Annotated in this window: 14 protein-coding genes; 9 read left to right on the forward strand and 5 right to left on the reverse strand. The window is 59.0% G+C overall.

The annotated features are described in order from the left end of the window. The first annotated feature begins 29 nt into the window (after positions 1-29). The 3 genes from NTD80_RS12825 (at position 30) to NTD80_RS12835 (ending at position 2,366) form a co-directional block, all read left to right on the forward strand. Entirely contained in the window at positions 30-227 is a 198-nt protein-coding gene (locus NTD80_RS12825; protein ID WP_262133894.1) for a hypothetical protein, read from the forward strand. A gap of 298 nt (positions 228-525) precedes the next feature. Next, positions 526-1,965: an ATPase domain-containing protein gene (locus NTD80_RS12830; protein WP_262134013.1), complete on the forward strand. Its 1,440-nt coding sequence runs from the start codon at positions 526-528 to the stop codon at positions 1,963-1,965. A gap of 23 nt (positions 1,966-1,988) precedes the next feature. Continuing rightward, positions 1,989-2,366: a response regulator gene (locus tag NTD80_RS12835; protein WP_262133896.1), complete on the forward strand. Its 378-nt coding sequence runs from the start codon at positions 1,989-1,991 to the stop codon at positions 2,364-2,366. Between the two features lie 186 nt (positions 2,367-2,552). Here NTD80_RS12835 and NTD80_RS12840 read toward each other — a convergent pair whose 3' ends face one another. From NTD80_RS12840 to NTD80_RS12850, 3 genes are all read right to left on the reverse strand, one after another. Further along, entirely contained in the window at positions 2,553-2,801 is a 249-nt protein-coding gene (locus NTD80_RS12840) for a CsbD family protein (RefSeq protein ID WP_065905276.1), read from the reverse strand. 211 nt (positions 2,802-3,012) lie between these two features. Continuing rightward, the gene (locus NTD80_RS12845; protein ID WP_262134014.1) at positions 3,013-4,392 is read right to left on the reverse strand and encodes a heavy metal sensor histidine kinase; all 1,380 of its coding nucleotides are present in this window, start codon (positions 4,390-4,392) and stop codon (positions 3,013-3,015) included. After that, positions 4,389-5,060, reverse strand: a complete 672-nt coding sequence (locus NTD80_RS12850) for a heavy metal response regulator transcription factor (protein ID WP_065905273.1) — start codon at positions 5,058-5,060, stop codon at positions 4,389-4,391. Before NTD80_RS12850 ends, NTD80_RS12845 begins: the two co-directional genes overlap by 4 nt. 146 nt (positions 5,061-5,206) lie before the next feature. Between NTD80_RS12850 and NTD80_RS12855 the strand changes: the two genes are divergently transcribed. Together NTD80_RS12855 and uraH are read left to right on the forward strand one after the other, a co-directional pair. Continuing rightward, positions 5,207-5,710 carry a GlcG/HbpS family heme-binding protein gene (locus NTD80_RS12855; protein WP_262133898.1) on the forward strand — a complete coding sequence of 168 codons (504 nt, stop codon included), beginning with the start codon at positions 5,207-5,209 and terminating at the stop codon, positions 5,708-5,710. Positions 5,711-5,720: 10 nt separating this feature from the next. Next, positions 5,721-6,131: a hydroxyisourate hydrolase gene (uraH, locus tag NTD80_RS12860; protein ID WP_065905269.1), complete on the forward strand. Its 411-nt coding sequence runs from the start codon at positions 5,721-5,723 to the stop codon at positions 6,129-6,131. A gap of 167 nt (positions 6,132-6,298) precedes the next feature. Here uraH and NTD80_RS12865 read toward each other — a convergent pair whose 3' ends face one another. Continuing rightward, positions 6,299-7,132, reverse strand: a complete 834-nt coding sequence (locus NTD80_RS12865) for an oxidoreductase (RefSeq protein ID WP_262133900.1) — start codon at positions 7,130-7,132, stop codon at positions 6,299-6,301. Between the two features lie 317 nt (positions 7,133-7,449). Here NTD80_RS12865 and NTD80_RS12870 point away from each other — a divergent pair, with 317 nt between their 5' ends. Beyond that, the gene (locus NTD80_RS12870) at positions 7,450-8,577 is read left to right on the forward strand and encodes an FAD-dependent oxidoreductase (RefSeq protein WP_262133902.1); all 1,128 of its coding nucleotides are present in this window, start codon (positions 7,450-7,452) and stop codon (positions 8,575-8,577) included. Positions 8,578-8,598: 21 nt separating this feature from the next. Here the strand turns inward: NTD80_RS12870 and NTD80_RS12875 are convergent, their stop codons facing one another. Continuing rightward, on the reverse strand, positions 8,599-9,543 hold the full coding sequence (locus NTD80_RS12875; RefSeq protein WP_262133903.1) for a LysR family transcriptional regulator: 945 nt from the start codon (positions 9,541-9,543) through the stop codon (positions 8,599-8,601). Between the two features lie 103 nt (positions 9,544-9,646). Between NTD80_RS12875 and araD1 the strand changes: the two genes are divergently transcribed. The 3 genes from araD1 to NTD80_RS12890 all read left to right on the forward strand — a co-directional run bounded on the left by araD1 (position 9,647) and on the right by NTD80_RS12890 (position 13,635). Then, complete coding sequence (araD1, locus tag NTD80_RS12880; RefSeq protein ID WP_262133905.1) at positions 9,647-10,645, forward strand: AraD1 family protein; 999 nt, start codon at positions 9,647-9,649, stop codon at positions 10,643-10,645. A 68-nt stretch (positions 10,646-10,713) separates the two neighbouring features. Beyond that, on the forward strand, positions 10,714-12,033 hold the full coding sequence (locus tag NTD80_RS12885; RefSeq protein WP_065905300.1) for an MFS transporter: 1,320 nt from the start codon (positions 10,714-10,716) through the stop codon (positions 12,031-12,033). A 45-nt stretch (positions 12,034-12,078) separates the two neighbouring features. Further along, complete coding sequence (locus NTD80_RS12890) at positions 12,079-13,635, forward strand: UxaA family hydrolase (RefSeq protein ID WP_120448595.1); 1,557 nt, start codon at positions 12,079-12,081, stop codon at positions 13,633-13,635. The last annotated feature ends 15 nt before the right edge of the window (positions 13,636-13,650 follow it).

The following is a 13,650-nucleotide window of genomic DNA, read 5'->3' on the forward strand; positions in this document are numbered from 1 at the left end:
AGGCTGAGCCCTTCCACGGAGGAGTCACGATGTCGGACACAGACCTGCTCCCTTCCCTACTCTTCAAAATCAATCAGAATCAGTTGGCCCTCGAAGCCGCGATCATGGAGCTGACGCTGTGGGTCGAACAGCGCGGATCAGCAGAGGTCGTTGGCAACGTACGTGGTGCTTTGGACACAATCAGCAAGAATGAAGAGTTCATCAACATGACGCTTGCGATGCGATGAAGATCAGGCCAGCTCAACGCCCCTCCTACGCTTTGCCTGACTTCATTCCACTTGTCGCAAACGCTCGCTGTCTTTTACTGCAATTGAATCACTGCGAGATTAAAGGGTCATCTGCTAGCAAGGCTGATTTCGCCGTAACTTTGGAGGGGCGAAGTCCGAGTTCAAAGCAGCTGGAATGGGGCATTTAACGCTCTTAGTCAGCCATGCTTTAACCGAAAATGGCCCCAGAGCGAAAATGGCGTTAGCATTCCGCCTTACTCGGCTTAAACAGCTTGTTTTTTCAGATCAGGGTCGCAACGTGGAAAAGCTAAAACGCCTCCAAAGTGGAATCGAAGGGCTCGATGCTCTGCTCAAGGGAGGGCTGGTCGCAGGCGCTTCATACATAATCCAAGGGCGCCCGGGATCTGGAAAAACGATCCTCGCCAACCAACTTGGGTTCCATCATGCGAGCAATGGAGGCCGGGTTCTGGTCGCCACGCTACTGGCCGAGTCACATGACCGTCTGTTTCAGTTTCTTTCTACGCTAAGTTTTTTCGACTCGTCCAAAGTTGGCGCCGAAATTCAATTTGTCAGTGCGTTTGACACCCTGGAAAACGAAGGCCTGGATGAAGTAGTAAAGCTGCTTCGGCGCGAGATAAGTCGCCAAAAAGCCACCGTGATGGTAGTCGACGGCTTGCTGAATGCGCGCTCAAAAGCCGATTCGCACATCGACACCAAGAAATTCATTTCAGAGCTGCAAGGGCATGCGGCTTTCGCCGGTTGCACCGTCCTGTTTCTTACCAGTTCGCGACTTGATGACGGCAGCCCTGAGCACACGATGGTAGACGGCGTGATTGAGATGGGTGAAGAGCTATATGGCACTCGCTCGGTGCGCCGTATTCAACTGCGTAAAACTCGCGGCAGTGGGGCAATGACAGGCCTTCATGAATGTGAGATCACCGACAACGGATTGGTGGTTTACCCTCGACTCGAAAGTCTTTACAGCCACCCGTCCGCCCCAGACAGCGCCGACATGACGCGCATTGCCAGTGGCATTGACTCACTGGACGGTATATTGGGCGGTGGCCTTTACAGTTCCAGTGTGTCTCTGGTCATTGGCCCATCAGGAATTGGCAAAACCACGCTGGGCCTCAAATTCCTGGCCGAATCGACGGTGGAGGCTCCGGGACTGCATTTTGGTTTCTACGAGAGCCCACAGCGGTTGCGGCTTAAAGGCCAATCACTGGGTATCGATATCAAAGGTATGGAAGACAGTGGCGCCCTGAGCATTGCCTGGCAGCCTACTACCGAAGGCCTGCTGGATGGCCTGGGTGCGCGATTGCTGAGTATCGTTGAAGATAAGGGCATCAAGCGCTTGTTCATCGATAGCCTCAGCGGTATGACAAGAGTCTCGACAAATCCCGCGCGTATCACTGACTTCTTCAGTGCGCTGATGAACGAGTTGCGATCCAGGGGCGTTACGGTATTTGCGTCCTGGGAAATGCGCGATCTTTTTGGCTCAGAGGTCAGTGCACCGAACTCTGACCTGTCAAGCATCGTCGACAATCTGATGCTGATGCGGTTCTCTGAGAATCACTCTGAACTAAGCCGGACGCTATCCATTCTTAAAGTAAGAGACAGCTCTTACGATCCCTCTCGATTTGAGGTCGTCATCCGTGATCATGATGTTTTCCTGAAAAAGGCTTTAAGACATGAACCCTCAGTCCCCACTGATTCATGCCCCGGTTCAACTTTTTAAGCTTTTGAGCAGGTTGTATTAACATGATCACCATCCTGGTCGTCGACGACGAGTATTTGATCGCTGATATTCTCTGCTTCGCGCTGGAGGATGAGGGGTTCATGGTGGTGACCGCCAGCAATGGTCAAAAAGGACTCGAGGTGCTCAATAGAGAGCAGCCTGCCTTGATCATTACCGACTTTATGATGCCGGTCATGGACGGCCTGGAATTCGCCACAGCTGTCCGAGCCCTCCCGTCCGCTGGCCATTTGCCGATTATCTTGATGAGCGGTGCTCAGGCACATATCGGCATGCAGAGATCAGATTTGTTTGATGCAGTATTGGCCAAGCCATTCGATATCGACTTGATCATCGCCGAGGTTCGAAAGCTCCTGGCGAACAGGCCATTATGTTCTGGATGATCAATCACAGCTGACAACTCCGGATTCGACCCAGCGCAGCTGTTAGAGGCCTCTACGACGCGGCGAGCCAGCGAGATCAGCAGCGTGGATGCCTGCCTGAATCGCCTCCCTCCCCCTCTCCTGCTGGGAAGCCCTGGAGAGTCAGAGGGAAGGTTTCTGGAAAGCTATTGACGGCCTACTCCTGGCTTAGCGCCGCAGGAGACGGTCAAGCACCAGCAGTGCTACTGCGCCGATTGCCAGTGCGGCAACAGGCTTCTCTTTAACGAACGTCGATACGCTGTCCAGTGCGTCGCCGTATGTCTGGGTCAGCTGACCCGCCGCTTGGCGTCCGGCGCCTTCGGCTTCCAGCTTCGAATCACCGAACAGTTTTCCCACGGCGCTTTGTGCCTTGCCAGTCAGCTTTTCTGCAACACCTTCTACCTGTTCACTTTTCATGATTCATACACCTTCGTGTCAGTGGAAACTCAAATTAAGCCAACTGCTCTGGCGACCAGAGGAATAGGCGTCTTATCGGGACAGAAAAGTTGACCGGTCGGAATGAGTGGGAGTTCCACTTTTTATGACCACCGCTGGTCATTGAGGCCCACAAAAAAAGAGGCGCTGCGAAAAGCGCCTCTCTGCTTAGGCTGAGTCGTCAGACGCTGAGTCAGACAATTCGAGGGTTTTGCGCAGGAAACTCCAGGCGAAAGCTCGTTCCTGATGAGCGGCTGTCTACGGTCACCCGGCCGCCATGTAAGTGCATGATTGAATGCACGATGGCCAACCCCAGGCCCCCGGAATCATCTGGCTGATTGCGTGACGGGTCGCACCGGTAGAAGCGCTCGAAAAGTCTCGGTAGATGCTCCGCGGCAATGGGCGGGCCCTGGTTGTGTACAGAGACTTCGACCCCAGCCTCGCGCACCACGCTGCGGATAATCACCTCCGCCGCGGGAGAACCGTAGCGCAGGGCATTGGCCACCAGGTTAGCCAATGCTCGACGGATCAAGGCCGGATCGGCACGCAACTCGCCATGCGCCTGATTAATCAGGGTGACGTCGCGTTCTTGCGCCACGCCTTCGAAATACTCACACAGTTGCTCGACCAGTTCATGCAGGTTGATGAGTTCGTCCTGCACGGATGCTTGCGGCTGCTCAGTCCGTGCGAGGAACAGCATACTGTCGATCATCCGCGCCAGACGCTCATATTCTTCCTGGTTCGACACCAGCAGGTTTTGATAGTCCTCGATGGAGCGGCTGTGCCTCAAGCTTTGCTGGGTATGCCCCATCAGGTTGCTCAACGGGGTACGCATCTCGTGGGCGAGGTCTTCCGAGAAGCGTGATAGCTGGGCGAACCCGTCTTCAAGACGTGCAAGCATTTGATTGAGCGCATGGCTGAGCACTTGCAGCTCACTCAGCTCGTTGAACTCGTCCAGCCGCAGATGCAGATGTTGCACATCAATCGCGGCGGCGCGCTGCGCCAGCCTGCGCACAGGCTGCAAGCCTCGTCGACTGACCCACCCGCCGAGCACAAAAGCCAGCAGCGCGCCGACTGACAGGGCGAGCCAGAGCTTGAGACGGTAAGCCGCCAGCATCTGCTCGCGCTCACTCAACAACTTGCCGGCAATCAGCGTCAAGCCGCGACCACCCTGCATGACATGCTGCCAGGCAAGCCGCACTGACACCGAAGAGTCGCCGTCACCGAGCTGAGCCTGGGCTGCAGCCGGTAACGTGGGCAAGCGCATACTGACGGGGTTGATTTCGATCAGTACCTGGCCGGTGTCATCGAGAATCCACAGCAGGTTGTCGCGATTGCCCAGCATGTTTTCGTAGAGCTTGGGCCGATTTCTGAGTTGCTCGACGCTGACACTGTCGTTGATCAGTGCTTGCATGCGCTCCAGGCGCCCGAGCAGCGCCTGGTCATCGCGCCACGCGATCTCTCGCTGTAACGACTGATAAAGATAAAACCCAATGGAGCCCAGCAGCAGCGCGCTGACCAACGCGAACATGACCGCCAGGCGCAAGCTCAGGGTACGCGGAAACAGTTTCAGGATTGCACCTCAAGCATGTAGCCGATGCCCCGCACTGTGTGTATCAACTTGAGCGGGTAAGGATCGTCAACCTTGGCGCGCAGTCGCCGAATGGCGACGTCGACCACATTGGTATCGCTGTCAAAGTTCATCTGCCAGATCTGCGAAGCAATCGAGGAGCGAGATAGCACCTCGCCTTCCCGACTGACCAGCAGGTGCAACAAGGCAAACTCCTTGTTGGTCAGGGTCAGCCGTTCACCCTGGCGCGTGACCTTGCGGCGCAACAGGTCCAGGCTCAGGTCTGCAACCAGGAACTGCTCGACTTCACGGGGCGGCCCCCTGCGCAGCAGCGTACGTACGCGCGCCAACAGCTCGGCGTAGGAAAAAGGTTTGACCAGGTAATCATCGGCGCCTGACTCGAGCCCTTTGACCCGATCCTCCACAGAATCCCTGGCGGTCAGGAAAAGCACCGGGGTTTGCCACTTGCGCCGAATGATCTGGAGCAATTGCCAGCCGTCCAGTCGCGGCAGCATGACGTCCAGAATGATCAAATCGAACTCACTTTCCTGCGCCAGATACTGGCCCTCCAGGCCATCCAGGGCGACCTCTACCACGTAGCCCGATTCAGTCAGGGCTTTGTGCAGGTAATCCGCGGTTTTCGCTTCATCTTCAACAACCAGGATACGCATCTTTTCCTCCAGAACTGGAGCATAGGCTAGCGCGCCTGAGCGTTTTGGCACATTACATCTTGGTAATCATCAGGCAATCATTCTGACGGCCCGCACGCGTCATCCTGCCTGACCACGACTCAGCCAGACCCAACAAAGGAAAAAGCATGCGGACAAGCCTATCGAACTTATTGCTGATGCCACTCGCTATGAGCTCTGCGCTCGCGGTTGCATCTGCGGATCAGGTTGTGCAGCGCAACGACGTATCACTGGCAATGGCCAATGATTTGCTGAATGCCGCGCTGGCAGCGTGTCATGCCGATGGTCGTACAGGTGTTGCGGCAATCGTCGACCGAGGAGGCAATTTAGTCGCCCTGCAGCGTGACGATAACGTTGGCCCACACAATACATTGGCAGCCCAACGCAAGGCCTATACCGCCCTATCGACCAAGACCCCGACACGGCTATTGGCAGAGCGTGCCCGCAGCACCCCCGATGCGGAAAACCTCAACACCCTGCATGAGCTATTGCTGCTAGGCGGCGGAGTGCCATTGCTGTTTGAAGGGCAAGTCATTGGCGCCATAGGCGTGGCCGGCGCCGGTGGTGCAGCAACCGATGAAGGTTGCGCATTAGCCGCGATCAACAAAATTCTACCTACCGTCAAAAACTAAGGACATCCTCATGACTGGATTAAAATCGTTGTTCGCTGGCGTTGTATTGAGTGTCGCCTCCTCGCTGGCATTCGCGGCAGGAAACCCGCTGAGCGTGCATGTACTCAACCTGCAAGATGGTCTGCCCTCCCCAGGCGTCAATGTCACGCTGGAAAAACAGGACGGCAACAATTGGAACCTGCTCAACAGCGCTGCGACCAACGAGCAAGGACGTATTCCCGGCCTGTACCCGGAAGGTAAGGCGCTGGAGAAAGGCACCTACCGTGTCACCTTCAAAACCGGTGAGTGGTTCAAGGCTCACAAGGTCTCGAGTTTCTTCCCCGAAGTACCGGTCATTTTTGAGGTAGACGGTACCCTTGCGCACTACCACATCCCACTACTGCTCAGTCCCTACGGTTTCTCGACCTACAGAGGCAATTGAGCGTCTACCCAACGCAGAGACAAGGCCGCCCTCACCTGATGGGCGGCATTTGTGCTTGATTAATGGGCGTGGTCAACTCCATCGCGCCGACTAAATCCGCGTTCACTTTATGTCAGACGACCACCCTCCTCCTTGCCCCCGATTCCCGCCCTGCCGCTCAAAGAACTTTAACCATCCGTAGAACGCGTCAGAGCCTCCCAGTGGCTAATATCGCGCAGGGATTGCTCAAGTTTTTCGCGCACGTATCCCAGCGCGTCACTGCCCAGCAGCAGGTGGGCCGGTGGATTGTCGCTTGCGATCAACTGCAGCATGGCGTGCGCAGCCTTCTGCGGGTCGCCCAGTTGGTGGCCGCTCTTGGCTTCACGCGCCTGGCGCACCGGATCAAAGCTGGCGTCGTAGTCGGCAATGCTGCGCGGCGTACGCTGCATGGAGCGGCCGGCCCAATCGGTGCGAAACGAGCCCGGCGCCACGGCGGTCACGAAGATATTGAACGGCTTGAGCTCCTTGCTCAGCGTGTCGGAGATGCCTTCGAGCGCGAATTTGCTGCCGCAGTAGTAGGCGATCCCCGGCATGGTGATGGTGCCGCCCATGGACGTGATGTTGATGATGTGTCCGCGGCGACGCTGGCGGAAATACGGCACAAAGGCCTTGGTCACGGCAACTGCGCCGAACACGTTGACGTCGAACTGGCGGCGCATTTCTTCCAGCGACGACTCTTCGAAAATCCCCTCGTGGCCGTACCCTGCGTTGTTCACCAGGACGTCCACCGGGCCGTAGCGAGTCTCCATCTCGGCGACGACGCTGTCGATCCGCGCAAAGTCGGTGACATCCAGAATCACCCCGTGGGCACGTTCGGCAGACAACGCCTCGAATGCTTCAAGGGCTGCCTCATTACGCACGGTACCGATCACACGATGACCGGCCGCTAATGCCTCGGTCGCGAGGGCCTTGCCGAAGCCGCTGCTGATGCCGGTGATGAACAGGGTTTTGTGAGTGCTCATGCATATGCCTCTCGGTTGATGAGTACTGATGGTAGTCAAGTCACCGCTGCCGACCTATGCCGGATCATCTGTGAGGCTTGCCTATTCCTATCAGCCCTGCGAGGAATGGATTGGTATTGCTGGCAGGCTGTGGAGATGCGCTGCACGTCCCCGCTGGAATGACGGTGCCTGATCTGTAGCGCCCCGCGGCTTGGCTGAACAATCATTTGTTGCAGGGCTACCCCTTTCTGCCGGCAAAATAGGGTAGAAATCTCCGGCCAACGATGGCCGGGACATGCCGCGCCGCCGGCCCCTTTCTCATAGCCAACAGGTACCTTATGCACACCTGCGTCACAATCATCGGGGCTGGCCTGGGCGGCCTCATCCTGGCGCGTGTCCTGCACGTCCACGGCATTGCCGCCACGGTCTATGAAGCCGAGCCGTCGGCAACCGCACGCGCACAAGGCGGGATGCTCGACATCCACGACTACAACGGCCAACTGGCTTTGCAGGCGGCGGGCCTGACGGATGAATTCCGCGCCCTTGTCCTGGAAGGTCGCGAGGCGACTCGAGTGCTTGATTGGGACGGCACCGTTCTGTTGGACCAACCCGACGACGGCACTGGCGGGCGTCCCGAGGTCATGCGTGGCGAGCTGCGCAAGATGCTTCTCGATTCACTGCCTGCCGGTACCGTGCGCTGGGGCCACAAGGTCAACAGCGTGCGCGCCCTGGGCGCGGGCCGCCATGAGGTGACCTTCGCCGACGGCACTCACGTTGTCACCGACCTGCTGGTGGGGGCCGACGGTGCCTGGTCTAAAGTCCGCCCGCTGCTCAGCACCGCCGTGCCCGAGTACATGGGCCGCTCGTTCATTGAAACCTACCTGTACGACAGCGACACCCGCCACCCCGCCACCGCCCAGGCGGTAGGGGGCGGTGCGATGTTCGCCCTGCAACCCGCAAAAGGCATCCAGGCGCACCGTGAGGCGGGCTCCACGCTGCACACCTATGTCGCCATCACCGCGCCCCAGGAATGGTTTGCTGCCATCGATTTCACTCACACGCCAACAGCGGCAGCACGGATCGCGCAGGTATTCACAGGCTGGTCCCCTGCCCTCACGGCACTGATTACCCACAGTGACACCGAGCTGATATGGCGCCCGCTCTTCACGCTGCCGGTTGAACACCACTGGAACCGAGTGCCGGGCGTGACGCTGGTGGGTGATGCCGCACACCTTGCAGCCCCGAATGGCGAAGGTGCCAATCTGGCCATGTACGATGGCGCCGAACTCGGCAAAGCCATCGCCTCACACCCGGATGACGTCGAAGCCGCGCTGCATGCGTACGAACAGGCGATGTTCCCGCGCAGCGCGCAAACGGCTGCAGAGTGCAATGAACTGCATGAGTTGCTGTTTGGTGACGACGCACCGCACAGCCTGGTGAGCATGTTCAACGGCGCAGGTACTTGAACACGGCAAGCTTCAGTCCTATCAAACGCCTGCTGCTAGGCTCACGCTTGCACCGGTGAGTTCTTCAATCAACAAAACCATCGGCGCCGTGTACTCCACATCGGCCCGCGTGACGATTTCATAGGGCTCGCTGGTCGACTGAATGGTCAACGCCAGCTTGACCAACATGCCGTGGTCGAGTGCCATTTGCGCCACATCGTTCGGCATGACGGCGACCAGGTTCGGGTCCTTGAGCAACAGCGACAAGGTCGTGAATGTCGATGAGGTCTCGATGGCGTACAGCGGGAAGCTCAACCCCACTTGGCGAAACTCGCGTTCCAAAGTCAGACGCATGGGCATATTCACCGGGAAGACTACCCAATGGCTGTCCATGAGGTCGGCGAGTTGCAGCGTCTGCGCGCTGGCCAGTCGATGCTCCGGGTTGGCCACCACGACCAGCGGTTCCTGTGCGCGGAAACGGGTTTGGTAAGCCGTCGGGCGCGGGCTGACGCTGGTTCGACAGATCGCCACATCCAACCGCCCCTGATCCAGCAAGCTCAGTAGCCGCGAGCTGGTGTCCTCGACAATCGCTATCGACAACTCCGGCTGTTTATCGCGAAGGCGCGCCAGGCTCTCCACCAATGCCGGCACGGCCCCCATGATGGTGCCCACCGCCAGGCGTCCACCGTGTCCCTTGAGAAGGCCGACCATTTCCTCGCGAAGGTGCTCGAGGTCGGTGTGAATCAAACGCGCATAACGAATCACGCAGCGGCCAAGGTCGTTGGCTTCCAAACCTTTGCTCGTGCGTTCGAAGAGGCTTGAGCCGAAGATGGTTTCGATTTCCTGCAATGCCTTGGTGGCACCGGGTTGAGACAGCGCCATGATCTCCGACGCCTTGCGCACCGAGCCGTGCTCGTCGAGGGCAATCAAGAGGCGCAGTTGCTTGAGCCTCAGGCGAGATACGATGGATGAGAAGGACGGAAGCATGGGTATACCTGAAAGTTATCGCTCGGGTCGTAACTCTCATTAGGCAGCAACAGCCTGGAAATTTAAAGTGGCCCCAACGATAACAACAAGCTGAGGCTCCTCCATGCGATTAATCCAATTTGAAGACACCACCGGCCAGCGTGGAGTCGGCGTCGTCGAAGGCGACGCGATTCAAGTCGTCAACGGTGCATCCAGCACCCGCACGCTTGCCCTCGCCGCGATTGCCAATGGTCGCAGCCTGCTCAAGGAAGTCGAGGCCAGGGGCACCACCCTCGGTCCTGAAGGTTATACCCACGTGCTGGAAGCTCGCCGAGTCCTGCCGCCCCTCGACCATGAAGACCCCGCGCACTGCCTGATCAGCGGCACTGGCCTCACCCACCTGGGGAGCGCCTCCACCCGCGACCAGATGCACCAGCAAAAGGTCGACGACAAGGCCGCGCTTACCGACACCGCCAGAATGTTCCAATGGGGCCTCGACGGCGGCCGTCCGGCGGCAGGTACCGTGGGCGCCCAGCCGGAGTGGTTCTACAAGGGCGACGGTTCCATTGTGGTACGCCCGAACCAGGCCTTCCAGTCGCCGGACTTCGCCGAAGATGCGGGTGAAGAACCAGAGCTGACCGGTCTCTACGTGATCGGCGAAGACGGCAAGCCCTACCGCCTGGGCTTTGCCTTGGGCAACGAGTTCTCCGACCATGTCATGGAGCGTCGCAATTACCTCTACCTGGCACACTCCAAGCTGCGTAACTGCTCCTATGGGCCAGAGCTGCGCGTGGGCGAGTTGCCCCGGCACCTGGCGGGGACCAGCCGGATCTGGCGCGACGGCACCGTGTTATGGGAGAAAGAGTTCCTGAGTGGCGAGGACAACATGTGCCACAGCCTGGAGAACCTTGAGTACCACCACTTCAAGTACGCCCAGTTCCTGCGTCCAGGCGATGTGCATGTGCACTTCTTCGGCACCGCCACCCTGTCGGTAGCGGATAACATCAAGACCCAGCCGGGCGACCGTTTCGAAGTCAGCATGCGTGAGTTCGGTGAACCGCTGTGCAACACCATCGAAGTGGTTGCACCCGCCTTCAGCACTGGAGAAGTACAGACGCTCTGACCGATGCGGCCCTTGATCGGGCCTCAAGCAAGGCTGCATTTCATAATAAACATAAGAGTGAGATGAAAATGACCACTGGCAATGCACAGGTCGTTACCGCTACGACAGCGAGTCCCGCCATCACCGCCCGCCCGACCACCGTACGTTGGAGGATTTTCCTGCTCCTGCTGCTGCTCTCGGCCATCAACTACATCGACCGGGCGTCACTGTCGGTTGCACTGCCGCTGATTTCAGCTGATTTCAACATGACGCCGGCGCTCGAAGGGTTGATGCTGAGTGCATTCTTCTGGTCGTACGCGCTGATGCAGATCCCCGGCGGCATGCTGCTCGACCGTTTCCAGACGCGCAATATCGTCGGCATTGCCACGGTCGGCTGGGGCCTGTTCCAGGCCTTGGCGGGCGGCGCGCACAACTGGATCACGTTGCTCATCACCCGCATCGGCCTGGGTGTCGCGGAGTCGCCGATCATGCCGGCCGGCGCCAAGCTCAACGGTGCCTGGCTGACGCCCAATGAACGCGGGCGCGGCGCCACCCTGGTTGACGGCGGCGCGCCGCTGGGCACTGCGCTGGGCGCGATCCTGATCGCAGGGCTGATCACCTGGTTTGATTCGTGGCGGATCGCATTCGTCATCGCGGGCGTCGGCACCATGGTCGTGGGCATATGGGCGTGGTGGTACATCAGGAACCATCCCAGTGAGCACCCGAAAGTCAATGCTGCAGAGCTGGCTTACATCACCGACGCCAACGAAGCCGCGAAAAAAGCCACCGGTGGGCGCAAGGCGATCCTCAAGGACCTGCTCAAGAGTCGCTCGGTACTGGCCATGTTCGCGGGGTACGCGTGCTACAACAGTGTGTTCTACGGCCTGCTGACCTGGATGCCGAGCTACTTGCACAAAGCCCATAACCTCGACATCAAGGCCATGGGCGGCGCCACCTTCCTGATCTTCATATGCGGCTTCATCGGCGAACTGTTTGGCGGCTGGGTGTCGGATAAATGGAAGGCTGCCGGCGGCCAACCCAACACGGTCATGCGCAGCATGTTCGCAGGCTCCGCCGCGATTGCCGCGATCTGTATCCTCGCCGTGGCCTACAGCAGTGATGCCGTCGTGGTTATCTCGCTGCTCTGTGTCGCGCTGTTTTTCATTCGCTGGTGCGGCATGTACTGGTGCCTGCCCGCCATTCTCGGCGGCCAGTCCAAAGCCGGCGTGTTGGGCGGCAGCATGAACTTCTGCGGCAATATGGTCGGGGTGATCGTGCCTATCCTGATCGGCCTGATTGTGCAATTCACCGGCTCGTACTTCCTGGCGCTGATCTTCTTCGTCGTCATGGCCTCAGGATTGATGCTGTTCTCCAGCCTGATTGATTATCGCGAGCGTGGGTTGGCCTGACCTGCCCGACTCCATAGCGCTCCCTGAAAAACCGAGGCAACCGTCATGCAACTCATAACTACAACAGGCAGCGAGACCGCTGCCAATGCCGTGATCAGACTCAATGTGCTCGACGATGTATTGATCGCGCGGCAACCGCTGATCAAGGGCCTGGAGCTCAAGGCCGAAGGCATCCAGGTACTTGAGCCGGTGCCCTCCGGCCACAAAGTCGCTGCACGTCATATCGACGTGGGCCAACCCGTGCGCCGCTACGGGCAGATCATCGGCTTCGCGAGCCAGCCAATCGAAGCGGGACAGCATGTGCACGTTCACAACGTCGCAATGGGCGATTTCTCTCGGGACTATGCGTTCGGCGTCGATGCCAAAGGCAGTCCTGCGCCCACCGCAGAGACGTTCATGGGCATCGTGCGTGCCGATGGCCGTGTCGCGACCCGCAACTACATCGGCATTCTGACCTCGGTCAATTGCTCGGCGACGGTGGCGCGTGCGATTGCCGATTACTTCCGCCGCGACATTCATCCTGAAGCGCTGGTCGAGTACCCCAACGTCGATGGTGTCGTTGCACTCACCCACGGCGTTGGCTGCGCAGTCGACCCTGGCGGCGAGGCGCTGGCCATGCTGCGCAGGACGCTGGGCGGTTACGCCGTCCACCCCAACTTTGCCTCGGTGCTGCTGATTGGGCTGGGGTGCGAGACCAACCAGATTCCCGAATTGCTCGCCGCCCAGGGCCTTGAAAGCAGCGATTCGTTGCGCACATTTACCATCCAGGGCACCGGTGGCACCTCCAAGACCATTGCCAGTGGCATTGCTCAAGTGAAGTCGCTGCTGGCCGAAGCCAATCAGGTCAAGCGTGAGCCGGTCAGCGCCAAACACCTGATTATCGGCCTGCAATGCGGTGGTTCGGACGGTTACTCGGGCATCACCGCCAACCCGGCACTGGGCAATGCCGTGGACCGTCTGGTGGCCGCCGGCGGCACTGCTATCCTGTCGGAAACCCCGGAGGTCTACGGCGCCGAGCACTTGCTGACCCGTCGCGCCGTCAGCCAGCAAGTGGGTGAAAAACTCATCGCGCGCATTCATTGGTGGGAAGCCTACTGCAAGCGCATGGATGCCGAGCTGAACAACAACCCGTCGGCGGGCAACAAGGCCGGTGGCCTGACCACCATCCTGGAAAAATCCCTCGGCGCCGTGGCCAAGGCCGGCTCGACCGATCTGGTCGACGTCTACGAATACGCTGAAACCGTCAGGGCCCACGGCCTGGTGTTCATGGACACCCCCGGCTATGACCCGATCTCCGCTACCGGCCAGGTCGCCGGCGGCGCCAATCTGATTGCCTTCACCACGGGGCGCGGGTCGGCTTATGGGTGTGCACCCTCGCCGTCGATCAAGCTCGCCACCAACAGCCGTCTGTGGGAAACCCAGGAAGAAGACATGGACGTCAACTGCGGCGGGATTGCCGACGGCACCATGACCATTGAGGAACGCGGCGAGTACATCTTTCGCATGATGCTGCGCATCGCCTCAGGCGACAAAAGCAAAAGTGAACAGCATGGCTACGGCCAGAACGAATTCGTGCCGTGGCAGATCGGTGCGATCACTTAAGGCCCTGCATTCACT

This window comes from Pseudomonas sp. 13B_2.1_Bac1, assembly GCF_025466155.1.
GTDB classification, from domain to species: Bacteria; Pseudomonadota; Gammaproteobacteria; order Pseudomonadales; family Pseudomonadaceae; genus Aquipseudomonas; species Aquipseudomonas aylmerensis.

Coding starts and splice junctions, on each gene's coding strand:
- NTD80_RS12825 (WP_262133894.1), top strand. CDS start 30: ATGTCGGACACAGACCTGCTCCCTTCCCTACTCTTCAAAATCAATCAG.
- NTD80_RS12835 (WP_262133896.1), top strand. CDS start 1,989: ATGATCACCATCCTGGTCGTCGACGACGAGTATTTGATCGCTGATATT.
- NTD80_RS12840 (WP_065905276.1), bottom strand. CDS start 2,801: ATGAAAAGTGAACAGGTAGAAGGTGTTGCAGAAAAGCTGACTGGCAAG.
- NTD80_RS12850 (WP_065905273.1), bottom strand. CDS start 5,060: ATGCGTATCCTGGTTGTTGAAGATGAAGCGAAAACCGCGGATTACCTG.
- NTD80_RS12855 (WP_262133898.1), top strand. CDS start 5,207: ATGCGGACAAGCCTATCGAACTTATTGCTGATGCCACTCGCTATGAGC.
- uraH (WP_065905269.1), top strand. CDS start 5,721: ATGACTGGATTAAAATCGTTGTTCGCTGGCGTTGTATTGAGTGTCGCC.
- NTD80_RS12865 (WP_262133900.1), bottom strand. CDS start 7,132: ATGAGCACTCACAAAACCCTGTTCATCACCGGCATCAGCAGCGGCTTC.
- NTD80_RS12870 (WP_262133902.1), top strand. CDS start 7,450: ATGCACACCTGCGTCACAATCATCGGGGCTGGCCTGGGCGGCCTCATC.
- NTD80_RS12875 (WP_262133903.1), bottom strand. CDS start 9,543: ATGCTTCCGTCCTTCTCATCCATCGTATCTCGCCTGAGGCTCAAGCAA.
- araD1 (WP_262133905.1), top strand. CDS start 9,647: ATGCGATTAATCCAATTTGAAGACACCACCGGCCAGCGTGGAGTCGGC.
- NTD80_RS12885 (WP_065905300.1), top strand. CDS start 10,714: ATGACCACTGGCAATGCACAGGTCGTTACCGCTACGACAGCGAGTCCC.
- NTD80_RS12890 (WP_120448595.1), top strand. CDS start 12,079: ATGCAACTCATAACTACAACAGGCAGCGAGACCGCTGCCAATGCCGTG.